The following is a 24,480-nucleotide window of genomic DNA, read 5'->3' as shown; positions in this document are numbered from 1 at the left end:
CTCTCCGTCACCACACGTCATCCTGCATGCGCGTGGCGTGCGTGGAAAATGCCCCAGCGCAGCAGGCCGTCGCGGCAGGCGTCCACCCACAGGGGCAGGTTCTCCATGAGGCCCGCCAGATAGTCGGCGCTGATGACGTCGCCGAGCTCCGTGGCGCGGCGCCGGGTCTCGTCGGTGAGGCGGGTGTAGTGGGTGAGCAGCTGCTCGCTCCGGTCGTCGAAGTCGACGCGCGCCAGCCCGAGCGCGGTGAGCCGGCGGCGGTAGAACGAAGGGGTGGCCAGGGCGTCCACCTCGAGCCGCGCGATCGTCCGGTGCAGCGCCTCCGGAGGGGTGTCCTCGGCCGCCATCAGATCGGTGAAGACCAGGTCGCCGCGGGGTGCCAGCACACGGACCGCCTCGCGGAGCAGCCCCTGGCGGTCGCCGCTGTGGCAGAACGCCTCCTGGGACCACACCACGTCGAAGTGCCCGTCCTCGAAGGGGATGTCCTGGAACGACCCCGTGACGACCTCGATGAGGCCGTCCAGTCCGCGCTCGGCGTTGACGCGGCGGTGGTGCTCGTTCTGGCTCTCGCTGATGTTGAGGGCGACGACGCGGCAGCCGAAGCGTTCGGCCAGATAGCGGGTGGGCCCGCCGTAGCCGGAGCCCAGGTCCAGGATCCGGCACTCGGGGCCGAGCCGGGCGAGGCGTTCCGCGATCTTGTCCGCCGCGCGCTCGATCGTCCGGTGGGAGGCGGCGGCGACCGGCTCCTGCTCGTGGGCGTAGATCCCGGTGTGGATGTCCTCGCCGCCCCAGATCCTGGCGTAGAAGGCGTCGACGTCACTGGTGTCGTAGTAGCGGCGCGCCGCGTCGACGGGGTCTCCGGTGAGCGGCGTGAGCGGCGTGTTCGGCGTGCGGTCGTCGTCAGACATGGTTTTCCTCGGGAGCTGTTTCGCAGAAGTGCTTGTTTCCGGTGGCAGTCCGGCCCGGCTCACTCGTCGGGGAGCAGCTGCCGCAGCAGTTCGTGACAGGCGGCCGTCTCCTCCGAGGCGGGGAACCGCGCCGTCACGGCGTACTCCCCGCGTTCGAAGAGGCCGGTCTCCCACATCCCGGAGCGCAGTCGCAGGAAGTGGAAGTCGGGGAGCGGCGCCGCGGGCTCGTGGACGCCCTCGACGGAGTAGAGGCGGTCGTCCACTCCCGCCGCGCGCAGCGCCGCGCACATCGCCCGCCGGTCCAGCGGTCCGGTCATCCCGTCGTGGCGCTGGTGTCGGCGCGCTTGAGGTAGCCGTTGTCGACGAGCCACTTCACGCTGAGCTTCGGGGTGGGGGCGCCGGGCACGAGGGCCGGGTCGAGCTGGATCTGCCGGCCGCCGCCGGGCTGCTCGAACCACGTCGCGATGCCGCCCTGCCAGACGGTGAAGGGCTTGGCGACGGTGTAGACGTGGTAGTTGCAGGGGTACTTGTCGTCGATGGTCCGGAGGCTGTCCGGCGGCAGCGCGCGCTGGGAGTACGGGGCGCCGGCGGGGGCGAGGAAGGAGCCGCCCTCGTGGCCGAAGCGGTCGAGCTTCTGGCCTGCCTTGAGCTGGGTCTTGTTCTTGTCGAGCTTGCCGCCGTGCTTGGCGAAGCCGTCGTCCGGCGGGTACTTCCAGGTGGGCTTGCCGGTCCAGTAGGCGCTCAGGAACGCGTCGGGCTTGAGGTGCCCGGTTCTGTCGTAGCCCTTGAGCAGCGGTCCGACGGGCTTCTGCGAGGGCCCGGGGAGGGTGTCGGCGGCGGGGCCGAGCTGGGGGTTCTTCGCGTCGAACGCGCCCGTGCACAGCTTGGCCCGGAGGTCGGCGGCCTTCGTCGCGCCGCCCGCTCCGATGGCGGCGGCGGGTACGCGGCCCCGGCCGTCATCCACCGGAGCCGCAGCCGCGGTCGCGGGGCCGGCGAGCAGCGAGCCGGTGAGCGTCGCTCCGCAGACGGCGGCGAGTAAGCGTATTCGGGTGTTCATTCTTCTCTCTTCCCTCCGGAACATGCGAGAGCACGGAGACCTCATGGGTCTCCGTGCTCTCGCATGTTCTCCCGGACCCCGGCCGCACAGGCAGGCCAAGATCAGCCAGATGAAGGGGAAGGAAAGATTCCGGCCGTTCCGGCGGCTTCAGCCGTTCCGGCTCAGCGGCCGGGGACGCTCGCCTTCTTGCCGTTCCGGTCGAGGGCGACCGGGATCGTCCGCGTCTCGACGCTGCGCTTCTGCCGGCCGTCGAGCGGCTTCTGGACGGCGTTGATGTTGAGGGACACGCCCTGGCCGCCGCTGAACTTGCCGCTCGCGAAGGCGCTCACACCGTCCGCCGTGATCTCGTAGCCGGTCACGTCGACGATGCCGTTGGCCCGGCAGTCACGGAGGACCTCCTCGATCGGCACGAACCACAGCCAGTGGTTGTCGCCGTCGTGGTTGAGGTCGACCTTCTCGTTGAACCAGATGGCCACGTTTCCGCTGAGGTTGACGGTGGCGGTCCAGTCGATGTCGTACTTCTGGGTGCCGACCACGAGCGACGCCTCGACGACCGACTTCGCCGGGATCTTCAGCGGGAGGTCGACGCTCCAGTTCTGCGTCTCCTTGTGGGTGTACTCCTGCGTGGAGGAGAGGCTGGCCTCGATCGACGTGGTCTCGCTGACCTTGGCGACGGCGGGGATCTCCGCCGAGACCTCCATGGTCACGCCGATCTTCAGCGACTCGGTGACCGAGATCCGCAGGTCCTGCTCGGTGGTCTTGCTCTGCTTGTACGTGACCAGCTGCTCGACGTCCGTGGCATTGCGGTAGTTGGTGGAGACGGAGCTGACCTGACCCGGCACGGGAGAGGGGGCGTTGGGGTCGTAGACGATGCCGCTGTACTTCGCGGAGACCTGGTACTTGTGGTAGTCGCCGAGGGCGCTCTGCTTGCCGTACTCGGTGGACGCGGTGAAGCGGCAGCCGTTGGACTTGGGGAATCTCTCCCTGGCCATCCACTTCCCCCACTCGTCCGTTATCTCCTGGAGCGAGCGGACGGCGCCCTTGCCCTTGGCGCTCGCCTGCGGACGGGGAGCGGCGCCGGCGGCGCTCGCGGTCGCTACGGACAAGGGGACGGCGGCGGCGACTCCGACAGCGGGAGCGAGCGCGAGGACGCGACGTCGGGAGACATAACTCATTGAATTCCGTACCTTCTTGGGGTCGGTGGCGGAGGGTCGAGCTGCTTGTCGATCATTGGATTCCGCTTATGCCGGTGCCGCCTAGGGACTTTGGTCCCGAAAACCCCGAGGGCGTCGTTAAGTAACTTAAGAATCTCCCGACTTGGTCACGCCGTGCCGTCGCGCGGACGCGGACGGCCACGGTCCGGTGAATTCGCGGCTCAGCGAAGGGCGAAGCGCGCCGCGGGCGCGCACCGGCCCTCGACGACGTCGGCCACGTACTCGCCCCACGCCGGCCCGTGTTTGAAGCCGTGACCGGAGTCGCCGCCCACCAGCCACACGTCCCGGCGGCCTGGATGCCGGGCGAGCAGGAAGTGCTCGTCCGGGGTCAGCGCGTACGAGCAGACCTCGCGGCGCAGGACGGGGGAGTCGGCGAGGTGGGGGAGCCGGGCGCGGAGGTAGTCCCGCAGGGCATGGGGGATCTCCCCGGGGGCCGGGTCCGTGGCGGCGCGCGGGTCGGTCTCCACGTCCGGTACGACCTTGACGCCGAGCTCCCCGACTGCGGGGATCCCGTAGCAGCCGTGCTCCCGGTCCAGCCAGGCTGGCCGGCCCCCGGACTCGACCCCCGTCTCACCCTTCGCCCACGGGCCCCGCGGTCGTACGTACCAGCTGTCCTGGCGGTACGGGCGGACCGAGGTCAGCCCGGGGAAGAGCGCGGGCAGCGCCGGCCCGACCGCCCACACCGTCAGGCCGGCGCGCAGCGGCTCGCCGTCCACGACGGCCGTGCCGCCGTCGGGTACGGCGGCCGCGCGCAGCAGTTCCGCTCCCCGTTCCCGGGCGGACGCGGCGAGCGCGCGCACCGCCGCCCGCGCCAGGAGCACCCCGGCCTCCGGCTCGAAGAGGGCCGTGCCGGTCCCGCCGCCGTCGAAGCCGGGGAAGCGGCGGGTCACGGCGTCGCCGGTCAGGGTCTCAACCGGTGCGCCGAGGCGGCGCAGCCGTGCCGCGCTCGCCCGCTCCCAGTCGTCGCCGTCGCGGGGGCCCAGGGTGAGGACGCCGGTGGGCAGCAGGAGCCGCCGGCCGGACTCCCGTTCCAGCTCCCGCCACAGCGCGGTCGCCCGGTGGGCGAGGCCCGTGTACCAGTCGTCCGTGCCGTGGGCGAGGCGCAGGATGCGGGTCTCCGCGCTGGAAGCGCCTTCCGTCCCGGGTTCGTTGGGGTCGAGGACGCGCACCGACCAGCCGCGGAGGGCGAGCGCGTGGGCGGTGGCCAGGCCGAAGACCCCCGCCCCGACCACCAGGGCCGTACGGGTCACGACGCCATGACCCGCGCTTCGAGGTCGGTGGGCAGCGGGGTGAAGAAGCGGGCGGCGGTGTCGACGCGCAGGCCGGCAGCGGGCGTTCGTACGCCGTCCCAGCGCGGCTCGCCGGTCTCGCCCAGGGCGGTCCACAGCCGGCTCGCGAAGTCCGGCATGACCGGGTGGGCGAGCTGGGCGAGCGTCCGCGCGGCGGCGGCCTCGACGGCGAGCGCGGCGGCGGCCCGGCCGGAGTCCGTGCCCGAGTCCCGGGTGCGGCTCTGGGCGGCCGCGAAGTCCTGCGCGCAGCTGACCAGTTCGCGCAGCAGCCGGGTGGCGCGGCGGGGGGAGAAGTCCGCGGCTGAGTAGGCGCTCAGGCAGTCCTCGGCGATGCGCTCCAGCAGCCGCAGGAACCGCTCCTGGGACGGCAGAAGCTCGCCCGCCGGTATCGCGCCCCCGGCCTGCGTCTCGATGCGGGTGAACAGGCCGGTCAGCCAGGACTGCCAGCGCCCGGCCAGCTCGCCGTCGGCCAGCTCGTGGAAGCGCTCCCAGCCGAACGAGGTCCGCTCGCTCTCGGGGCGGTCGTGGGAGAGGACGAAGCGGGCGGTGTCGGCGGGCACGGCGGCCAGCAGGTCGTTGGCCCAGACGGCGTGGCGGCGGCTGGTGGAGAACTTGGACGAGCCCAGCTGGTAGAACTCGTTGGTCACCAGGGCCCGGGGCAGCTGGAAGTCGGCGTCGTAGGCCATCAGCAGGGCGGGCTGGAGCAGGGCGTGAAAGTAGCCGTTGTCGAAGCCGAAGAACTGGACGATCTCGGTCCGCGGGTCGTTCCACACCGAACGCCACTCGTCCGCGTCCCGGCCCGACGCACGCAGGCCCTCGGCCAGCTCGGCGAAGTAGCCGGGCATCATCTCGGCCCAGACGTAGATCCGCTGGTCCTCGAAGCCGGGGACGGGCATCGGCAGGCCCCAGTCGGTGGGGTGGCTGACGGGGATGTCGGGCAGGCCCCGCTCGATCATGTCCGCGCACAGGGCCTCCAGCTGGGGGCTCATGGCGGTGGCCGCGTGGAAGGCACGCAGCCGGTCGGCGTACTCGCTCAGCGGGAAGACCAGCCGCTCGACGGGGCGCTCCTCGGGCGTGCCGCCGCAGGCGTTGCAGACGGGGGCGACGACGTCGGTGACCCGGTTGGGCAGCGCGCAGTTCTCGCAGGAGTTGCCGTCGCTGGCGCTGCCGCAGTGCGGGCACTTGCCGGTGAGGTGCGCCTCGAAGAGGTAGCGCTCGCAGTCGCCGCAGAACAGGGCCTGCTCAGTGCGGACGCGCAGCGCCCCCCGGTCGTGCAGCCGGGCGAAGAACTCGGCGACGATGCTCCGGTGGAGCTCCGAGCGCCAGGGCCGGACGTAGGCGTCGGGGGTGAAGCGGGCGGAGTCGAAGATCCGGGCGATCTCGTCGGCGAAGCCCTCCGCCATCTCCAGGGGGGCGGTGCCGTCCCGCCGGGCCTTGGTGGGCACATAGCTCTGGTGGAGGTCGGAGCCGGTCACGAACAGGCCCTCGGCGCCGAGCAGGCGGTGGGCGCGGATCCGGATGTCGGCGCCCGAGTAGGGGCCCGACAGATGGCCGAGGTGGAGATCGCCGTTGGGGGTGGGCGGTGCGGCGGTGACCAGGGTGAACGAGGGCATGACGGGGCTCCGGATCGGAAGTCTCGGCGGAGAGGGTGTGCGGACGGCGACGGGACTCAGAGGTCGATGGGGCCGTGGTCCGTGGGCCAGTACACGGAGAGGAAGACCAGCCGCTCGGTGTCGCTGGTGTTGCGCACGTGGTGCCGGCTGCCGGCCGGGAGGAGCGCGGTGACCTCGGGGCCGACCTCGCACTCCTCGCCGTCGACGGTCAGCACGCCGTGGCCGGAGAGGAACACGAACATCTCGTGGTCCTCGTGGTCGTGCGGATCGGTGGTGCCGCCCGGCTCGACGACGGCGCGGCCCACGCCCCAGGGAGCGAGTTCCTCACCGCCGTGCGGGTAGATCTGCTGGAAACGGATGCCGTAGGCGTCGACCAGCTGGTCTTCGCCCGTCTTCCTGATCAGCATGGCTGCTCCGGAGGGTAGGGAAGCGGGAAGAGGGACGGAGGGATCAGCGGCGGGCGGCCGAGCCGGCCGTGTCGCCGACGCCGTCGGCGCCGTCGGCGGACCGTCCGGCGCGCGGGATCCCGAAGGTGGTGAACGCGGTGCGCGAGGGCAGCGGGTGGACCTCACGGCCCGTCAGCGCGTTGAGGATGACGGCCGAGCGCCAGGCGGCGAGCCCCAGGTCGGGGGCGCCGACGCCATGGGTGTGCCGTTCCGCGTTCTGGACGAAGACGGAGCCGGTGACCGGCCCGTCGAGGGCCAGCCGGTAGTCGGCGTCGACCACCGGCCGTCCGGCCGGGTCCCGGACGAGGAAGGGCTCGAGGCCGCGCAGCAGACCCTCGCTGGGGCGCTCGGTGTAGCCGGTGGCGAGGACGACCGCGTCGGTCGTCAGCGTCTCGCGGCCACCTTCCTGGACGTGCTCCAGCTCCAGCTCGATCCGGCCCCCGTGCGCCCGTCCGCCGCGGACGGCGGTGGCGGGGCGCAGGACCGCGTCGGGCCAGCCGCCGGTCAGGGTGCGCCGGTAGAGCTCGTCGTGGATGTCGCCGATGGTGTCGGCGCTGATGCCCTTGTACAGCTGCCACTGCTGGGGGAGCAGCCGGTCGCGGGTCTCCTGGGGCAGCCGGCGGAAGAAGCGGGTGTAGTCCGGGGTGAACTGCTCCAGGCCCAGCTTGGAGTACTCCATGGGCGCGAAGGAGGGGGAGCGGCTGATCCATTGGAGGCCCTCGGCGCCCTCGGGCCGGGCGCGCAGCAGGTCCAGGAAGACCTCGGCGCCGGACTGGCCGGATCCGATCACCGTGACGTGCCGCTCGGTGAGCAGCTCCGCGCGGCGGGACAGATAGTCGGCGGAGTGGACGGCGGTGACGGCCGGGTCGTCCGTCAACGGCCGCAGCACCGACGGAATGGCGGGTTCCGTGCCGATGCCGAGCACCAGGTTGCGGGCGTGGCCCCGGCCGGCCAGGACCTCGTCGCCGTTCTCGTAGGTGTAGTCGACGGTGAAAACCTGATGCCGCTCGTCCCAGGTGATGGCGTCGACCTGGTGGCCGAAGCGGCACTGGGCCAGTCGCTCGCTCACCCAGCGGCAGTACGCGTCGTACTCGGCGCGGTGGATGTGCAACTGCTCGGAGAAGTAGAACGGGAAGAGCCGCCCGATCGCCTTGAGATAGCCGAGGAAGGACCAGGGGCTCGTCGGGTCGACCAGGCTGACCAGGTCTGCCAGGAACGGGACTTGGAGCGTCGTACCGTCGATCATCAGCCCCGGATGCCAGCGGAATTCCTGCGTCCGCTCCAGGAAGGCGGTCCGCAGGCCGGGCACACCGTCGGCCATCGCGGCGAGTGAGAGGTTGAACGGGCCGATCCCCACGCCCAGGAGGTCGAGAGGCTCCGCCGGGGAGTGCATGTCTGTCGTCATTCCCACTCTTTCGTGCCAAGGGGTGCCAGAGGCCGGGGCGAAGATGCGCCACACGGCGGACCGCTCGAACACCTTTGCCCAGGTGGGAGCGAAAGGCAAGTAATCCTTTGGTATTTGAGTGGCCCACGGTGGATTCATCGGTGGTCGTGACCTCCGGGCGAAGAGATCTCTTGCCAAAAGCCCGCAGGGCGGGCAGGCTGACGCATCGTGTTCGAACATGATCCAGATCAGGCCACCGCACTGCCCGATGCCCTCCCCGTGACCGAACGCACCCGTCACCGACGCCTGCGCGAGCAGGGCAGCACGAGCCGGGCCGAACTCGACGCCATCCTCGAGGCCGGATTCCTGTGTCACCTGGGTGTGGTGGTCGACGGCGTCCCCATGGTCGTACCCACCGTCTACGGCACGGACGGCACGACGCTCTACTTCCACGGCTCCGTCGCCAGCCGCAGCCTCGTCGCCTCGCCCGAGGCCACTGTGTGCCTGACGGTCACTCACGTCGACGGACTGGTCCTGGCCCGTTCCGTCTTCGAGCACGGCGTCAACTACCGCAGCGCCATGGTCTACGGCGTGCCGAGGGCCGTGACCGACCCGGAGGAGAAGCTCGCCGGGCTGCGCTGCCTCACCGAGCACGTCACCCCCGGTCAGTGGGACTACGCCCGCCGGCCCAGCCGCAAGGAACTCGCCGCGACCGCCCTGCTCGCGCTGTCGCTGGAGGAGGCCTCGGTGAAGGTCCGCACCGGCCCGCCCGACGACGGCGACGGCCCCGACGCCGAACTGGGCCTCTGGGCGGGCGTCCTGCCCCTCCGGCAGACCTGGGGAGCCCTGGAGGCCGACCCCGCCCTGGCCGAGGGCATAGCCGCCCCCGCCCACCTCGCCGAACGCGCCCACCGCCCCCTCGGCTGAGTCCCCCCACCCTCTTTTTTCGCCCGGCTCCCACGACCGCTCCGCAAGCGTCGGGCCCCACGTCTGCCCGGATCCACTGGAGTTACGCGATGACCCTCGCCACCGGCAACGCCCTCGACGCCAAGGACGCCGTCCTGAGGCGGCAGCACAGCCGCGAGTCCTCCGCCCGCACCTACGCCCGCACCTTCCCGATCGTGCCGGTGCGCGCCGAAGGGATGACGGTGGAGGGCGCGGACGGACGGCGCTACCTGGACTGCCTCTCCGGCGCGGGCACCCTCGCGCTGGGCCACAACCACCCGGTCGTCCTGGAGGCGATCCGGCGCACCCTCGACAGCGGCGCCCCGCTGCACATGCTCGACCTCGCCACCGCGGACAAGGACGATTTCACCAGCGCCCTCTTCGAGAGCCTGCCCAAGGGCTTCGCCGACCGCGCCCGCGTGCACTTCTGCGGCCCCGCCGGCACCGACGCCGTCGAGGCGGCCCTGAAGCTGATGCAGACCGCGACCGGCCGGCGCGGCCTGCTCGCCTTCACCGGCGCCTACCACGGGATGACCGCCGGCGCGCTGGCCGTGACCGGCAACGTCGGCGTGAAGGAGCCGCTGCCCAGCGGCGGCGAAGTGACCCGCCTGCCCTACCCGTACGACTACCGCTGCCCCTTCGGCGTGGGCGGCGAGCGCGGCGCGGAACTGTCGGCCGCCTACGTCGAGCGCCTCCTCGACGACCCCGCGGGCGGGGTGCTGCCGCCCGCCGCGATGATCCTGGAGACCGTCCAGGGCGAGGGCGGCGTGGTCCCGGCCCCCGACACGTGGATGCGCGAGATGCGGCGGATCACCGCAGAGCGCGGCATCCCGCTGATCGTCGACGAGGTGCAGACCGGCGCCGGGCGCACGGGCGCGATGTGGGCCGTGGAGCACAGCGGAATCCTCCCCGACGCGATGGTCCTCTCCAAGGCCATCGGCGGCAGCCTCCCGCTGGCCGTGGTCGTCTACCGCGAGGACTACGACGCCTGGCGGCCCGGCGCCCACACCGGCACCTTCCGCGGCAACACCCTCGCCATGGCCGCCGGCGCGGCCACCCTGCGCCACATAGTCGCCGAAGGCCTCGCCGAGCGCGCCGCGGTCGTCGGCGCGCGGATGACGGCCCGCCTGGAGAGCCTGCGCGCCGCGCTGCCGGTCATCGGCGACGTCCGGGGCCGCGGCCTGATGCTCGGCGTCGAACTCGTCGACCCCGCCGCCGAACCCGACACCTGCGGCGCCCGCCCCGCCGACCCCCACCTCGCCACCCGCGTCCGCGCCACCTGCCTCAGCCGCGGCCTGATCGTCGAACTCGGCGGCCGGCACGACGCCGTGCTGCGCCTGCTGCCGCCGCTGACCATCACGGACGAGCAGGCCGAAGCGGTACTGGACCGGCTGGCCGACGCCATCGAGGAAGCGGCGACGGGCACGGGCACGGGCATCGCGGGAGGCCGGGCATGACGCGCGGCAACTCCTGGGACTGCCCCACCCCCGCCCTCTCCGGCGGCGTCGCCGGCCCCGAGGCCCTGCGGCCACTCCTCGACGCCGTGCTGGCCGGCCTCGCCGACGGCGCGGCGCTTCGCGGCGGACCGCTGCCCGCGGGCGGCCCCGCCGAGGTCGCCTCCTTCGTCACGGCCGCGCTCGGCGGCCAGGACCACCGGGCCGTGAGCGTCACCGGCGAACCGGCCGGCGGACCGGACGCGTCCGGTGAGGACGTGCTCCGCCGGCTCACCACCCTGCTCACCCGGGGCAGTGCCGACCCCGCCGATCCCGCCTGCGCGGCCCATCTGCACTGCCCGCCGCTCGCCCTCGCGGTCGCCGCCGACCTCGCCGTCAGCGCCCTCAACCCCTCCCAGGACTCCTGGGACCAGGCGCCCGCCTCGACCGAGCTCGAGACCGCCCTGGTGCGCGACCTCGCCGCCCTCGTCGGCTACGACCCGGCCACGGCCGCCGGGGTGATCACCTCCGGTGGCACCGAGTCCAACCTCATGGGCCTGATGCTCTCCCGCGACCACACCCTCGGCCGCGCCGGCGGACACGCCACCGAACTCGCCGGGCTGCCCCACGACCTGACACCCCGGATCTTCGCCTCCGAGGCCGCCCACTTCTCCGTCCAGCGCGCGGCCGCCGTCCTCGGCCTGGGGGAACGGGCCGTGACCGCCGTCCCCGTCGACCGCGACCTGCGCATGGACCCCGCCGCCCTGGACGCGCTCCTTGAGGAGTCCGTCGGCCGGGGCGAGACCCCGGTGGCGATCGTCGCCACCGCCGGCACCACCGACACCGGCGGCATCGACCCCCTGCCGCGGATCGCCGACATCGCCGAACGGTACGGCGTCTGGCTCCACGTGGACGCCGCCTACGGCGGCGGGGCGCTGCTCTCCGACCGGCTCGCCCCTCTCCTGGCGGGCGTCGAACGAGCCGATTCCCTCTCCCTCGACTGGCACAAGCTCGGCTGGCAGCCGGCCCCCGCCGGAGTCTTCCTGGTCCGGCTCGCCGAGACCTATGCCCCCCTGGCCCGCCGCGCCGTCTACCTCAACCCGGCCGACGACGAGGAAGCGGGCTACCCCAGCCTCCTGGGCCTCTCCCTGCGCACCACGCGCCGCCCCGACGCCTTCAAGATCGCGGCGACCTTGGCGGCCCTGGGCCGCACCGGACTGGGCCGGCTCGTGGACACCTGCCACGACCTCGCCCACCACGCCGCGGCCACGGTCCGGGCCCACCCGCTGCTGGACCTCCACACGGCCCCGGTCCTCACCACCGTCGTCTTCCGCTACCGGCCCGCCTCCGGGCTCCCCGCCGACGCGGACCGCCTCAACGCCGCGCTGCGCCGCCGTCTGCTGACGGAGGGCCGGGCGGTCGTCGGCCGCACCGAACTCCCCGGCCGGGGCCCGGGCCGCGTACGGCTCAAGCTCACCCTGCTCAACCCGCACACCACCCCCGCCCAGGTGGACGCCCTGCTGTCCGCCGTCGTGGCCGCCGGGCAGGCGGAGGAGCGCGACGAGGCCGAACACGCCGGGGAACCGGAGAGAGCCCTCGACGGGGTACCGGCCTAGCCCCGCCGCACACCCGTCCGGGCCGTCCCACCGTCAGGTGCAGTGCCCCGCGCGCCGTTCGGTGTGCGGGGCGGTGCGGCCGGGGCCAACGAGCCGGCGTGCCGGCCCGGGCGTCGAGGGCCGCCCGTTCCAGCAACTGGGCCCCATGCGGACCTCGGCACGCCAGCTGGCCGCCTTCGTGGACCACGTGCGCGCCGTGCCGCTCCTGCCGCCGCAGCACTGACCGCACCCCGAGGTGCCGGTCACTCCTGGGCGTGGCCGTAGCGCTCGCCGAGGGAGGTGAGATCCGGTTCCCCGAACCGCTCACGGAGGCCGTCGAAGACGCCGACCTTGTCCTCGCCGAAACGCCGCACATGGACGGCGTAGGAGTCGGCGGAGACGAACTTCGGCGGCGTGCTCTTCGTATGGAACTTGTCCGCGTACATCACCAGCTGCTCCTCGCCGGTCTCGGCCAGGTAGTCGGCGACGGGCAGATCGAGTTTCTGGTGGTGGACGTCGTCCCGGGAGATCCCGACCCCGGTGTGGCACGAACAGAACCGGCACAGCCGCTCCGGGAACCCCTCCCGGCGCAGGATCTCGTGCCCGAGCACACCGTGCCGGATGTAGCCCCGCGTATCGAGCCGGCCCGACGCGTCGAAGAGCCGGTAGACACCGATGTCGTGCAACAGCGCCCCCGCGCGCACCAGACCGGCGTCCAGCCGGTCACCGGCATTCGGAAGCAGCTGCTCCGCGATACGGCCGACGATCTCGCAATGGGTGTACACGAGTTCCAGCGCGGCCGGAGTCGGCGCGTACTTCTCGTGCAGCGCGCGTATCTCCCGCGCCGTGGGAACGATCATCCCGGCAGTATATTCAGCATATTCAGCGGCTTCCTTCCCTGCGGACGAACTCGACCAGCCGTGCGTAGCTGTCGTCGCCGTGGCCGGCCGCGACCGCGCGGCCCGTCAGTTCCTTGAGGAATTCCGGCAGACCCGGTTCCACACCGCGCAGTTCGCTCGCGTGGGCGAGGAGGTTCATCATCGAAAGGTGGAGGGTCAGGGGGAATTCGCCCCCCGGATACCGGCCCGCGTCGATCTGCGGGGCGTAGGAGTTCATGAAGGAGCCGACGCTCTTCATCCAGCGGTTGACCACGTCCGTGAAGTCCGTCGCCGTCACCCCGCCGCCCGGGCCCTCGGCGCCGATGAGCGCCACGCTGTGCAGCCAGCCCGTCAGCGTGGACCACAGCAGACCCAGCAGCGCGCTGTCGTAGACGGACGGCAGGGCGGGGTCGGTGCCCAGGTGCACCGGCTGGCCCAGCGCGGCGAGAGTCTCACGGTGCTCGTCGAAGGCGACGCGCGGGCCGCTGTAGAGCTGGAGGAAATCCGGGTCGCCGATGCCCGACGGCGTGCACATGAGCGCGCCGTCGAGATAGGCGATGCCGTGCCGCTCCGCCCAGGCGGCCGTCTCGCGCGCCTGCGGCGGTGAGCCGGAGGTGAGGTTGACGAGCGTACTGCCCGCGAGGCCGGCGGCCAGGGGGCCGACGATCTCGTGGACCGCGTCGTACGCCGACACACAGATCACGATCAGCGGGCTCGCCGCCACGGCCCGGGCGGCCGACGGCGCCTCCACGGCGCCGCGCTCCGTCAGGGCGGCGGCCCTGCCCCCGGTCCGGTTCCAGACGGTCGTGCGGTGGCCGGCCGCCGTAAAGGCCCCGGCCAGTGTCGCGCCCATCGCCCCCAGTCCGAGGACGGTCACCTTCGTTCCCACGATTCCCCCCTATTTCGTGGATTCATATGAGAATTGAGAAAACTACCCCTGCGTAACCACCTTCACCCATTCTCCCCGCGCGGCGATTCATCTACCCGTCATCTCCCCATGCGGAATGACATGACGCAAGGCACCGGGCGGCACACCGGTACCGCCCGGTCCCGTCCTGCTCAGGAATTCTTCCGGGAATTCCTGGACGCCACGTACGCGCCCATGTAATCCGTCCAGATCCGGGCCGGGAAGACACCGCCGTGCCGCGAGTCCGCCCCGCCCACATCCGCCATGGGCAGCAGCTGGGGCTCGTCCGGCTTCGTACGGAACATGGTCACCGCCGTGGACAGCTCCTCCGTGGAGCCGACGAACCACGCGGATCTGAGCCGGTCCTGGTCCCCGGTCCGGCCCGCCGCGAACGGGCCGATGCCGCGGGCGGTGCGCTCGTCGACGCCCTGCGCGTCCCCCACGCTCTGCTCCCCGGCCTCGCGCAGGGCGTCCACGACCTCGGCCGCCACGCTCTCGGGCAGCGCCCGGCGCGCCTTCGCCCTGCTCTCGAAGCCGCCGACGGACCGGCCGTCCTTCACCAGCTTGGTCACCGAGTACGGGTCGTTCTGGAGCCCGCGGCCGACGAAGGTGCCGTAGCCGGCCGCCACGCGGATCGCGCTGGGTGTGGAGGTGCCGATGGCGAAGGTGTCGTCCAGCGGGGCCATGCTGTCCCCCAGCAGCCCGGCGGCGACGGCGGTGTCCCGCACCCGCTCCAGCCCCACCTCCCGGCCGAGCCGGGTGTACGTGGCGTTGCCCCCGGTGACCAGGGCCCGGCGGAGGGTGGGATGCGCGTCGTCGGGTTCCTGGGAGCCGGCTTCACCGGTCGGCCGGACCAGCGTGCCGTCGTCGCCGTAGTGGCTGCCGGACGTGACATCCTGCCGCTCGCCGTCCCGGGAGGAACGGGCGCCGTACCGCAGGGCGGCGGCGAGGACGAACGGCTTGAAGGCGGACCCCGCCGGCACACCGGCGGTGTCGGCGTTGTTGACGAACCGCTTGGTGGCGTCCGGACCCCCGTAGAGCGCGACCAGCGCACCGTCCGTGGGCCGCACCGAGGCGGCGCCGACCTGGACGTGCTCGTCGGCGGACCGCTTCTTCGGGTCGATGTCCCGTTCCAGGACGTTCTCCACCGCCTTCGTCAGCTGACGCGTCCGGTCCTTGTCGAACGTGGTGTGGATCCGGTAGCCGCCGTGGGCGAGGTCCTGGTCGGTGAGGAGCGCGCGTTGCTTGATGTATTTGTTGACGACGTCCACGAGATAGCCGGTCTGCCCGCCCAGGCTGGTGGACGTGGACTTCTTGAGCGGTTCGGGGAACGTCCGGTACTTCTCCCGTTCCTCCCGCGACATCAGGCCGGTCGCGACCTGCCGGTCGAGGATCCACGCCCAGCGCTCCCGAGCCCGTTCGTGGTTCTTCGGCCCCGTGGAGGGGTCGTACAGCTCGGCGCCCTTCAGGAGAGCGGCCAGCAGGGCGCTCTGACTGGGATTCAGCTGCTTCGCGGGAATGCCGTAATAGGCCTGGGCGGCCGCGTCGATTCCATAGGCGCCGCGCCCGAACCAACTGGTGTTGAGATAACCCTGGAGGATCTCCTTCTTGCTCTTCGAGCGGTCCACCTTCAGCGAGATGACGAACTCCTTGACCTTGCGGGAGACGGTCTGCTCCTGCGAGAGATAGGTGTTCTTCACATACTGCTGGGTGATGGTCGAACCGCCCTGGGTCTCCTGCCCCCGGACCGTACTGACCACGGCCCGCGCCAGGCCCTTGAAGGACACGCCGGAATCACGGTAGAAGCTCTCGTTCTCGGCGGCGATCACCGCGTTCTGGGCAGAACCCGGCACGTCCGACAGCCGGACGATGGTCCGGTTGAACGCCCCGAGGCTCACCATCTGCGTACCGTCGGCCCAGTAGTAGATATTGGCCTCCTGGCGGGCCGCCACATTCTCGTCGGGAATGTCGACGCTCACGTACACATAGGCGAACAGCCCGGCCACCCCGCCCGCGCCGAGCACGAACACGGCCGAGGTCTGCCGCCACGACGGCAACCAGCGCCGCACGCCGCGTCTGCCCCGGCGCGGATAGTCGACGAACCGCCGTCCGGCCGCCGCTCCCTCCTTCCTGCGACTGCGCGAACGAGACGTATGCCGGTGCTTGCTCAAGGGCCGGTCGCTCCTCGATGAGTTGGCTCATGCGGACGTCGGTGTGATCGGGGACAGGGCTGTTTGTGATCACTGAGATGCCGCAGAGCGAGACCGGGTTGACCGGGGTTTCATGAGCGTTGTGTGACAGGAGGGGCGGAGGGGCGGCCCCGACGCAGGGGACCGCCCCTACTGGCGCTGCCCGCACGTGGGGCAGAACGCCACACCGTCCGGCAGCGTGGCCCGGCAGCCCGGGCACGACGCCTGCTGCGCCAGCTCGTAGCCGCAGCCGGGGCAGAACCGGCCCCCGTGGCACTCGGCCCGGCACCGGGGGCAGACCAGCTGGCGCGCGGTTCGCCCGTCCTCCGCCTTGCCCTGCCGCTGCCCCTCGTCGTACGCCTGCTGCGTCACCATGTCGTTGACGCCCCGCTGCCGGGCCGCCATCATCTCGCCCGCGGTGTCGGGGGCGCAGGTGAAGCAGAGGCCCTGCTCCTGGTGCCAGCAGCGGCCGCACACGTACGTGGCACAGCGCCCGCAGCGGTTGAAGTGCCCCTGGGCCGCGCCGATCGCCCGCTGGAACGCGGCGTCGCGCGCGTTCCCCCACCCCGAGCCGGCCAGCCCCTCGGCGGCGCTCGTGACCCCCCCACCACGCTCTGCCGAGCAGCCCCGACGCCGTCCCGATCCCCCGGTTGAGCCACCCGGCGAGCCGCCCGCCCCGGTAGGGCTCGAAGGGCGAACGCCAGGTGTCGTGACAGCGCCAGCAGTAGAACTCGAACTGGAATCCCGATGCCGTACCGTGCTGCTCGCACAGATCCCGGTAGTTGTTGGCGAAGTAGATCTCCGTGCTCACCCCGTGCTCCCCCATGGACTGGACGGTGGGTCTTCTAGCCCCACGACGCCGGTCGTGGCGCCACCGGTTCTGTCAACGGGGGCAGCTTGACGGGGAATTGTCGTTCGAGGTGGTCAACCGGTCGCGCGGCCGGGGCCCGGGTTACGCCCGGAACGCCGCCGGCCGTTCCGGGGACGCCTCGGCGAGCGCCTTGGTGACGGCCTCTACGCCCCCGCGCAGGCCGTAGACGGGGGTGTCGGGCTGCTGGCGCCAGGAGTCGTCGATCCCGCCCGAGTCGACGGTGTCGAAGCCCAGTTCGCCGATGAGCGCGCGGACCTTCCGCTTGGCCGCCTCGTCGTCCCCGGCCACCGGGAGCGCGAGCCGCTCCGGGTCGCCCTCGGGGCGCGGCGCGTCGAGGATGTCCTGCGCGTACGTGCCGTTGAACGCCTTGATCACCGCATGGCCCAGCTGCTGCTCGACCCAGCGGCTCTCGGTGAGGCCGTCCTCGATGCCGGCGATGAGGCCGTCACGCTCCTTGGGGTAGTAGTTGTTGGTGTCGATGACCGCGAAGCCCTCCGCGGCCCCGTCGAACAGGCCGGACGGCAGGTCCGGGACGGCCTTCAGCGGAATGGTGACCACCACGACCTCCGCGCCGCGCGCGGCCTCGGTCACGGTGACGGGCGTGGCGCCCGTCTCCTCGGCGAGTCCGGTGAGGGTGTGCGGACCGCGCGAGTTGGCCACGAACACCTCGTGGCCGAGAGCGGTGAGACGCCGTGTGAGGTTGCCGCCGATGTTGCCGGCGCCGATGATGCCGATCTTCATGAAGCGTCCTTCCGGAGTGGGCGACCGTGTGTCGTGTCAGCGGACAACCTCCTGAGCAGGGGGTCTATTCCGTCCCGTGTGTCAGCGATGTTTCGCCGGTGTGTCATCTCCGGCCCGGAGCGCGCGCGTGCGCCCGCCGGGTGCTGGGGTGCGCCGTCCGCGCCTCCTGGCGACCCGAATGCCCGCCGGGGTTGCCTGGGGGCGTCACGTCCCTTCGTGACGTCCCTTCGTGCGCGGTGAGATCCGGCGCAGAGAGCGGAGAGAAAGGAAAGGGGAGACGCGCTCGTGATCCATGTCAGCGAAACACTGATCACCCATTCGGTGGAGGACTTCCTGACCGCCGAGGAGATCGCCCGGCTCAACAAGCTCGTGGACGCCCACCTCGACGAGGTGCCGTGGACGGTCGCGCGGGCGGCGCGCTACGAGGAGCTGTTCCCGGTGCCGGAGGTCCAGGACGTCCTGGCCGAGGCGGCCCGGCGCGCGCTGCCGGCCGTCCGCCGCGTCGCGCCGTCCCTGGCGGGCTGCACGTCGTGGGGGATGTACCAGGGGGCCGTGGGCGACCGGGTCCCGCCTCATCTCCACGGTGTGGACCGGCACGCGTTCGACGGGCCGCGCCGGGTCGCCCGGCTCGCCGTGGTCGTCCGCGCGGCGGACCGGGGCGGCGACTTCTTCGTCGACACCACCAGCTCCGGGAGCGTGTGGTGCGGCGGTGAGGCCGAGCCCCAGGAGACCGACTTCGCCATGGGGATGCACTTCACCCGCCGCCCCGGGCCGGGCCACGGCGTGCAGGAGGCCGACTGGCTGGCCGGCACACCCCGGGCCCGCTGGACGGTCGCCGCGCCCGCCGGTACCGCCGTGGTCTACGGGGCGCAGCTCGTCCACGGAGTGACCCCGGTCGTCCGGGGCACCCTGCGCAAGTTCGTCGCCAGCCTCACCGAGCCGGCCGACCACCGTTGACCCGGCTCCCGCCGGCCGCCCGGGACGGGGCCGGGTGGCCGGCCCGCGCGGCTCTTGTCCCGCTCGCCCTCGGCGCGGCCCTCGCGGCCCCGGCCACCGGAGCCGTCGCGGCCGGCAAGGACCGTACGTTCGAGTTCTCCGTCGCCGATTGGAACCGCGACGGGCGCCCCGACCTGCTGGCGATCAAGAAGAGCGGGACGGGGACGAACAGCACCGAGGTCCACATCCTGAGCTGATGCCGGCCGACGCCCTACCGGAACAGCTGGACCATCCCCGCCGTGCGGCGCGCGCGGCGGGGGTGCGGCACGCCGGCGCGGGGCGGAGCCGGCCGTGGTCACGAGCGTGCCGTCGTACCCGGGCACACGGGGCGGGTGCGGAGCCAGTACGAGCGCGTGGCGACGGCCAGCGCGACGCCGTACACGGCGAAGGCCGTGAGCCCGACCCAGCTCACCAGCAGGGCGTCGTCGGCGGTGGGGAAATCACCGGCCCGTAGGGACAGGAGACCGGCCGTGACGAGGGAGACGTAGCCGACGCCGATGACACCCGTAGGGCAGCAGCGTGCCGACGCCGATGAGCGCCGGGACGAGCGGCAGCCAGCGCGGTACGCGCCGGCCGGCGAGGAGGAGGGTCCAGCGGGGGAAGACCTGGCCCCAGGGCCGGATCAGCCCGAAGAGCAGGAAGACGCCGAGGGCGGCGAGCAGCGCGGTGCCGTCCACGCCCCAGGACTCCAGGGTGAGCCACAGGCCGGAGGCGCCGTTGCGTCTGGCCGCCGCGAGCATGTCGTCGCTGGTGACCCCGGCGAACGTACCGCCTGTGACCCAGGTCGTCTTCATCCACGCGTACGGGACGAACGCCAGGGTCCCGGCCCAGGCGAAGGCGTGCACGCGGCGCGGTGCCGCGGTGGGCGCCGGCCCGGCGACGGTCCCGGCCGTGGCCCCGGCCGTGGACCGTTCCGCGTGCGGGACGCCGCAGCGGGGGCAGCCGGCGGAGGGGTGCGCGCGGGCGGTGGCGGCGAGGAGGACCACGCCCATCAGGCCGAGGGCGTGGAGCACGGCGCGGGCGGTGTTGTCGACGCCCTGGCCGAACAGCAGCCCCACCACGTCCATCAGCAGACTGAACGCCGAGAGCGCTGACAGTCCGCAGGCCGCCCACAGCAGCTTCCGCACGACGGGCCGCTCCGGGTTCCGCAGGGCGGCCATCACCGCGCCGGCCGCCGTCGCGGACACCGCCGTGACGTACCAGGACAGCCAGAGCGTCATCCGGCTTTCGTCGCCGCCGGAAAGCGCGCAGGTCAGCGCGAACACCCCTTGTGCCGCGGCCCATCCCAGGGCTGCCCGCCCCACCCATCGGGGCCAGTCCCGCCACCGCTCGCCGAGCGAGATCCTCTTCGTCGTCCACGTGCTGTCTGTCATGCACCGAACGTCGCACGCGTGGCTTCCGCGTACGTCGCCCGCACGGACGACCGGCCTCCGCCGTGCGACTGAAGCGTTCCGGCCCGCTGTCGGCCTCAAGGCCGGCGGGGGCGGGCCGGGCCCGCTACCAGGCGACCGGGAGGCCGACCGGCCCCCGGATGACGACGTCGGTCTGCCAGCGCACCTCTTCCACCGGCACCCCCAGCCGTAGCCGGGGGAAACGCGTGACCAGGTTCGACAGCAGAAGCTCCGCTTCCATACGGGCGAGCATCGGCGCCACGCAGTAGTGCGGGCCGTGCCCGAAGGCCACGTGCTGCGGTCCTTGGCGCTCGAAGTCGATCCGGTCCGGATCGTCGTACGTCCGCTCGTCGCGGTTGGCGGCGACGTACGAGACATAGACGAACTCGCCCGCCCGGATGAGGACTCCGCCGACCTCCACGTCCTCGGTGGCGACGCGCGGCTGCCCGATCGCGTGCTTGTGGGGCACCCAGCGCAGGAGTTCCTCGACGGCCTGGGGGACGAGGGCGGGCCGCTCGCGCAGCCGGTCGGCCAGCCCTTCGTGGGTGAGCAGGGCGTACACCATGTTGGCGGCGTTGTTGCGGACGGCGTGCCAGCCGTTGAGCTGGAGCAGGGTGGCCAGCGCGAGGAGTTCCTCCTCGTCGATGCGGCCGGCGTCGACGGCGGCCGCCATCACGCTCATCAGGTCGTCCCGGGGCTCGGCCCGGCGCAGGGCCGCGAGCGCGCGGAAGTAGTCGCGCGCGGACTCCTTGACCCGCTCCACCCGTGCCGCGGCGGCCTCGTCGTGGGCCCGGGTGAAGATTACTTGCGTCCACTCGCGCAGGAGCGGCCGGTCCACGGCGGGTACCCCGAGCACCTCGCCGATGATCTCCAGCGGGAACGGCGAGACGACGTGATGGACGAGGTCGGCCGGCGGGCCCGCGCTCTCCAGGTCGTGGATGAGGCGATCCAGCAGTGCCTGGGCGGGGCCCCGCAGCCGGTCGACGGCGCGCTGGCTGAACGCCTGGGCGACCACGGCCCTTACGCGCGCGTGCTCCGGCGGGTCCGCGTAACTGACGGCGCGGTCCAGGGGGATGGTGTGCCGGGTCATCTTGGGGGCGGAGCGGCCCAGGATGTCGCGGCTGAAGCGGGGGTCGGAGGTGACGAACCGGACGTCGTCGTACCGGGTCACCAGCCAGCACTCGCCGTCCCCGTGGGGCACCCGGATGCGCGAGACCGGCGCGCGCAGCAGGGACTCGCGGAGGAAGGGGTCGAAGTCGAGCGCCGGTATGTCGGCACAGTCGTAGATCCGGGAGCTGTCGCGGTCGGCCACGACGGCCTCCTTGCCTGGAGCCGCTTGTGTCAACGCTACGCGGGGAGGGACGAAGGGCAAGGGAGCGGACAAAAGGATGATTGTAGGAGCGGGGATTACTTGACAATTTTAAATGTTGGCATTTACATCTAAGTGGTTGCTTGAGGGCATCAAGCAATGGCCCGGAACCCTCCCCGCCACCCGAGAACGAGGCACCATGCACCAGCTCGCCCCCGAGCCGCCCGCCGACGCCGTCGCCCGGCTCCGCGCCACCTTCCGCACGGGCCGCACCAAGCCCATGAGCTGGCGCGTCACCCAGCTGCGCGGCCTGCGCACCATGCTCACCGAGCACCCCGCGGACCTCGTCGAAGCGCTCCACAAGGATCTGGGCAAGAGCTCCTACGAAGCCTTCCGCACCGAGATCGACTTCACCATCCGCGAGATCGACCACACCCTCGACCACCTCGACACCTGGCTGCGCCCCGAGCCGGCACCGGTCCCGCCGCACCTCACGGGGGCCACGGCATGGACGCAGTACGACCCGCTGGGCGTCGTCCTGGTCATCGCCCCCTGGAACTACCCGGCCCAGCTGCTGCTGACCCCCATGGTGGGCGCGCTGGCCGCGGGCAACGCGGTCGTCGCCAAGCCCAGCGAGCTGGCCCCGGCCACCTCCGCCGTCCTCGCCCGGCTGCTGCCGCGCCACGTCGACCCGGACGCGATCGCCGTCGTCGAGGGCGGGGTCCCCGAGACCACGGCGCTGCTGGCCGAGCGCTTCGACCACATCTTCTACACCGGCAACGGCACCGTCGGCCGCATCGTCATGACCGCCGCCGCCCGGCACCTCACCCCGGTCACCCTCGAACTCGGCGGCAAGTCCCCCGTGTTCGTCGACCGCGACACCGACCTGGAGGCCGTCGCCGCGCGCCTCGCCTCCGGCAAGTTCCTCAACGCCGGCCAGACCTGCGTCGCGCCCGACTACGTCCTCACCGACCCCGACACGGCCCGCGCGCTCGAACCCGCCCTGACCCGGGCCGTCGAGGCGCTGTACGGCACCGATCCGGCCACGTCCGAGCGGTACGGGCGCATAGTCAACGAGCGCCACTTCGACCGCCTGACCGCCCTCCTCGGCTCCGGCCGCGTGGTGACCGGCGGCGACACCGACCGCGCCACGAAGTACCTGGCGCCGACGGTCCTGGCCGACGTCGACCCCGGCTCCCCGGTCATGAGCGAGGAGATCTTCGGCCCTATCCTCCCCGTCGTCACGGTCTCCAGCCTGGACGAGGCCATAGCCTTCATCAACGACCGCGACAAGCCGCTGGCGCTGTACGCCTTCACCGAGTCCGACGAGACGCGGCGGCGCCTGGCGTCCGAGACCTCCTCCGGCGGCCTCGGGTTCGGCCTGCCCGTCGCCCATCTCACGGTCTCCGACCTGCCGTTCGGCGGCGTGGGCGAGAGCGGCATGGGCAATTACCACGGCCGCTACTCGATCGAGACGTTCAGCCACCGGAAAGCGGTGCTGGAGAAGCCGCTGGGCTGAGGAATCCGCTGCCGGAAGGCAGACTTCTCGTCATGAGGGTGATCGGCCTGATGTCGGGTACGTCGTACGACGCCGTCGACGCGGCGGCCGCCGACCTGCGCGTCGAGGCCGGCACCCTGTGACTGACCCCGCTCGGCCTGATCAGCCAGGCGTACGATGCCCGGCTCCGCGACGAACTCGCCGCCGCGCTGCCCCCGGCGGCCACGACGCTGGAGACCGTGTGCCGCCTGGACACCCGGATCGGCCGGGCGTTCGCCGAGCTCGCCGCGCGGGCCGACCGCGAGCTGTGCGACGGCCGCGCGGACCTCGTCGCCTCCCACGGCCAGACCGTCTTCCACTGGACGGACGGCGGACGCGTCCACGGCTCGCTCCAGATCGGGCAGCCCGCCTGGATCGCCGAGCGCACCGGACGCCCCGTCGTCTCGGACTTCCGCCCCCGGGACATCGCGGCCGGCGGGCAGGGCGCCCCGCTGGTCGCCGCCGTGGACGTCATGTGGCTGCGCGACCGGCCGGGACGCCCCGTCGCCCTCAACCTCGGCGGCATCGCCAACATCACCGTCCCCGGCGACGACGGCCGGGATCCCCTCGCGTACGACACCGGGCCCGCCAACGCCCTCGTCGACGCGGCCGTACGGCACCTCACCGGCGGCCGCCGGGACGTCGACGCGGAAGGCGCCATGGCCGCCCGGGGCACCGTCCACCGGCCGCTCCTCGACCGGCTGCTCGCCGAGCCGTACTACGCCCTCCCCGCACCCAAGACCACCGGCAAGGAGCTCTTCCACGAGGGCCACCTCCTGGCCGCCCTCGACGGGCTCGCCCTCCCCGCACCCCTCCCCGCCGACGACGTCGTGGCCACCGTCACCGCGCTCACCGCCCGCACCGTGGCCGACGCCGTCCGCTCCCACGCCGCCACAGAAGTCGTCGCCTCCGGCGGCGGCACCCGCAATCCGACGCTGATGCGGATGCTCGCCGCCGCACTGCCCGACGTCCCCGTACGCACCTCCGACGCACTGGGCCTGCCGACGGCGGCCAAGGAGGCGTACGCCTTCGCTGTCCTCGGCTTCCTGACCCTCCACGGTCTGGCCGGCACGGTGCCCGCCTGCACGGGCGCCCGGCGCGCCGCCGTCCTCGGCTCGCTCACCCCCGGAGCCGGAGCACTACGGCTGCCGCCGCCGGTACCGGGCGGCGCGCCCACCCGACTGCGGGTGACGAGCCGTGACGGCTGCCGACCGGGCCGGGTTGACCGGACAGGACGCCCGGGGGATCAACCGGGCGGCGAGTCCTTGTGCCGGACGACGCACAGGCCCCAGATGACGAAGGCGCAAATGGCGATCACCACGATCGACCAGAGCGGGTAATAGGGAATGGACAGGAAATTGGCGAGGATGAGCAGCGCCGCGACGGCGATGCCGAAGATCCTGGCCCAGAGTGAAACCTTGAACAGCCCGACGCCCACCATGATGGCGAGGATTCCCAGGAGCAGATGAATCCAGCCCCAGCTCGTCATGTTGAATTTGAAGACGTAGTGGGGCGTGGAGACGAAGACACTGTCGTGGACGATTCCCATGAGGCCCCGGAAGAGGTCCAGGAACCCCACGATCAGCATCATCACGGCGGCGAAGAGGGTCAGCCCTTCGGCCGCGGCCTGGGATCTGTCGGTACGGGGGTCGAGGGGGGATGACATGAGTCCACCTCCTTCTTCTCCATCCTCGGCCGGGTGTGGAGGGACCGCTACACGGGGTGGGAAGGCCCGCTCACGTGCTGTGTGAAGGTGATCGCGGTGGGTGGGTGAATC

The 24,480-nt window shown here is 72.3% G+C and carries 22 protein-coding genes and 1 pseudogene; 7 read left to right on the top strand and 16 right to left on the bottom strand.

The window, feature by feature from the left end; genetic code table 11:
• Positions 1–17: 17 nt before the first annotated feature.
• The 8 genes from ACFYZR_RS32205 to ACFYZR_RS32170 all read right to left on the bottom strand — a co-directional run bounded on the left by ACFYZR_RS32205 (position 18) and on the right by ACFYZR_RS32170 (position 7,932).
• On the bottom strand, positions 18–908 hold the full coding sequence (locus tag ACFYZR_RS32205; RefSeq protein WP_391917048.1) for an SAM-dependent methyltransferase: 891 nt from the start codon (positions 906–908) through the stop codon (positions 18–20).
• A 59-nt stretch (positions 909–967) separates the two neighbouring features.
• A complete protein-coding gene (locus tag ACFYZR_RS32200; RefSeq protein ID WP_391917046.1) occupies positions 968–1,225 on the bottom strand; it encodes a hypothetical protein in 258 nt (85 codons plus the stop codon).
• The gene (locus tag ACFYZR_RS32195; RefSeq protein ID WP_391917043.1) at positions 1,222–1,965 is read right to left on the bottom strand and encodes a TNT domain-containing protein; all 744 of its coding nucleotides are present in this window, start codon (positions 1,963–1,965) and stop codon (positions 1,222–1,224) included. Before ACFYZR_RS32195 ends, ACFYZR_RS32200 begins: the two co-directional genes overlap by 4 nt.
• 161 nt (positions 1,966–2,126) lie before the next feature.
• Positions 2,127–3,140 (bottom strand): ETX/MTX2 family pore-forming toxin, encoded by a 1,014-nt coding sequence (locus ACFYZR_RS32190; protein ID WP_391917040.1) that lies wholly within the window; start codon positions 3,138–3,140, stop codon positions 2,127–2,129.
• A 200-nt stretch (positions 3,141–3,340) separates the two neighbouring features.
• On the bottom strand, positions 3,341–4,429 hold the full coding sequence (locus ACFYZR_RS32185; protein ID WP_391917037.1) for an FAD-dependent oxidoreductase: 1,089 nt from the start codon (positions 4,427–4,429) through the stop codon (positions 3,341–3,343).
• Positions 4,426–6,081, bottom strand: coding sequence for a methionine--tRNA ligase (locus ACFYZR_RS32180; RefSeq protein WP_391917035.1), 1,656 nt, complete (start codon positions 6,079–6,081; stop codon positions 4,426–4,428). The genes ACFYZR_RS32185 and ACFYZR_RS32180 overlap by 4 nt, the downstream gene beginning before the upstream one ends.
• Before the next feature lie 56 nt (positions 6,082–6,137).
• Positions 6,138–6,488 (bottom strand): cupin domain-containing protein, encoded by a 351-nt coding sequence (locus ACFYZR_RS32175; RefSeq protein WP_311606880.1) that lies wholly within the window; start codon positions 6,486–6,488, stop codon positions 6,138–6,140.
• 43 nt (positions 6,489–6,531) lie between these two features.
• Positions 6,532–7,932, bottom strand: coding sequence for a lysine N(6)-hydroxylase/L-ornithine N(5)-oxygenase family protein (locus ACFYZR_RS32170; protein ID WP_391917032.1), 1,401 nt, complete (start codon positions 7,930–7,932; stop codon positions 6,532–6,534).
• A 258-nt stretch (positions 7,933–8,190) separates the two neighbouring features.
• Between ACFYZR_RS32170 and ACFYZR_RS32165 the strand changes: the two genes are divergently transcribed.
• The 3 genes from ACFYZR_RS32165 (at position 8,191) to ACFYZR_RS32155 (ending at position 11,905) form a co-directional block, all read left to right on the top strand.
• Positions 8,191–8,838, top strand: a complete 648-nt coding sequence (locus tag ACFYZR_RS32165; protein WP_391917030.1) for a pyridoxamine 5'-phosphate oxidase family protein — start codon at positions 8,191–8,193, stop codon at positions 8,836–8,838.
• An 89-nt stretch (positions 8,839–8,927) separates the two neighbouring features.
• Entirely contained in the window at positions 8,928–10,313 is a 1,386-nt protein-coding gene (locus ACFYZR_RS32160) for a diaminobutyrate--2-oxoglutarate transaminase (protein WP_391917028.1), read from the top strand.
• Positions 10,310–11,905, top strand: coding sequence for a pyridoxal phosphate-dependent decarboxylase family protein (locus tag ACFYZR_RS32155; protein WP_391917025.1), 1,596 nt, complete (start codon positions 10,310–10,312; stop codon positions 11,903–11,905). Before ACFYZR_RS32160 ends, ACFYZR_RS32155 begins: the two co-directional genes overlap by 4 nt.
• A gap of 242 nt (positions 11,906–12,147) precedes the next feature.
• On the opposite strand, the gene ACFYZR_RS32150 is transcribed toward ACFYZR_RS32155, so the two are convergent.
• The 5 genes from ACFYZR_RS32150 to ACFYZR_RS32130 all read right to left on the bottom strand — a co-directional run bounded on the left by ACFYZR_RS32150 (position 12,148) and on the right by ACFYZR_RS32130 (position 17,470).
• A complete protein-coding gene (locus ACFYZR_RS32150) occupies positions 12,148–12,744 on the bottom strand; it encodes an HD domain-containing protein (RefSeq protein ID WP_391917022.1) in 597 nt (198 codons plus the stop codon).
• Between the two features lie 22 nt (positions 12,745–12,766).
• A complete protein-coding gene (locus tag ACFYZR_RS32145; protein WP_391917020.1) occupies positions 12,767–13,651 on the bottom strand; it encodes an NAD(P)-dependent oxidoreductase in 885 nt (294 codons plus the stop codon).
• 170 nt (positions 13,652–13,821) lie between these two features.
• A complete protein-coding gene (locus tag ACFYZR_RS32140) occupies positions 13,822–15,840 on the bottom strand; it encodes a transglycosylase domain-containing protein (RefSeq protein ID WP_391917018.1) in 2,019 nt (672 codons plus the stop codon).
• A gap of 168 nt (positions 15,841–16,008) precedes the next feature.
• Positions 16,009–16,335, bottom strand: a complete 327-nt coding sequence (locus ACFYZR_RS32135; RefSeq protein ID WP_391917015.1) for a hypothetical protein — start codon at positions 16,333–16,335, stop codon at positions 16,009–16,011.
• A 475-nt stretch (positions 16,336–16,810) separates the two neighbouring features.
• Positions 16,811–17,470 (bottom strand): NADPH-dependent F420 reductase, encoded by a 660-nt coding sequence (locus ACFYZR_RS32130; protein ID WP_391917013.1) that lies wholly within the window; start codon positions 17,468–17,470, stop codon positions 16,811–16,813.
• A 285-nt stretch (positions 17,471–17,755) separates the two neighbouring features.
• On the opposite strand from ACFYZR_RS32130, the gene ACFYZR_RS32125 reads away from it, so the two are divergent.
• Positions 17,756–18,427, top strand: coding sequence for a hypothetical protein (locus tag ACFYZR_RS32125; RefSeq protein ID WP_391917011.1), 672 nt, complete (start codon positions 17,756–17,758; stop codon positions 18,425–18,427).
• Positions 18,424–18,663 (top strand): hypothetical protein, encoded by a 240-nt coding sequence (locus ACFYZR_RS32120; RefSeq protein ID WP_391917009.1) that lies wholly within the window; start codon positions 18,424–18,426, stop codon positions 18,661–18,663. The genes ACFYZR_RS32125 and ACFYZR_RS32120 overlap by 4 nt, the downstream gene beginning before the upstream one ends.
• 243 nt (positions 18,664–18,906) lie before the next feature.
• On the opposite strand, the gene ACFYZR_RS32115 is transcribed toward ACFYZR_RS32120, so the two are convergent.
• Positions 18,907–19,839 carry a hypothetical protein gene (locus tag ACFYZR_RS32115; protein ID WP_391917006.1) on the bottom strand — a complete coding sequence of 311 codons (933 nt, stop codon included), beginning with the start codon at positions 19,837–19,839 and terminating at the stop codon, positions 18,907–18,909.
• A 124-nt stretch (positions 19,840–19,963) separates the two neighbouring features.
• Positions 19,964–21,169 carry a cytochrome P450 gene (locus ACFYZR_RS32110; RefSeq protein WP_391917004.1) on the bottom strand — a complete coding sequence of 402 codons (1,206 nt, stop codon included), beginning with the start codon at positions 21,167–21,169 and terminating at the stop codon, positions 19,964–19,966.
• A gap of 196 nt (positions 21,170–21,365) precedes the next feature.
• Here ACFYZR_RS32110 and ACFYZR_RS32105 point away from each other — a divergent pair, with 196 nt between their 5' ends.
• The gene (locus ACFYZR_RS32105) at positions 21,366–22,685 is read left to right on the top strand and encodes an aldehyde dehydrogenase family protein (RefSeq protein WP_391917002.1); all 1,320 of its coding nucleotides are present in this window, start codon (positions 21,366–21,368) and stop codon (positions 22,683–22,685) included.
• 32 nt (positions 22,686–22,717) lie between these two features.
• Positions 22,718–23,887 (top strand): annotated as a pseudogene (locus ACFYZR_RS32100) (anhydro-N-acetylmuramic acid kinase); the annotation flags it as partial.
• Positions 23,888–23,949: 62 nt separating this feature from the next.
• Here the strand turns inward: ACFYZR_RS32100 and ACFYZR_RS32095 are convergent.
• A complete protein-coding gene (locus ACFYZR_RS32095; RefSeq protein WP_391917000.1) occupies positions 23,950–24,369 on the bottom strand; it encodes a hypothetical protein in 420 nt (139 codons plus the stop codon).
• Between the last annotated feature and the right edge of the window lie 111 nt (positions 24,370–24,480).

It is taken from the genome of Streptomyces sp. NPDC001678 (assembly GCF_042892945.1).
GTDB lineage: Bacteria > Actinomycetota > Actinomycetes > Streptomycetales > Streptomycetaceae > Streptomyces.
This window is presented reverse-complemented; position numbering and strand designations above follow the sequence as displayed.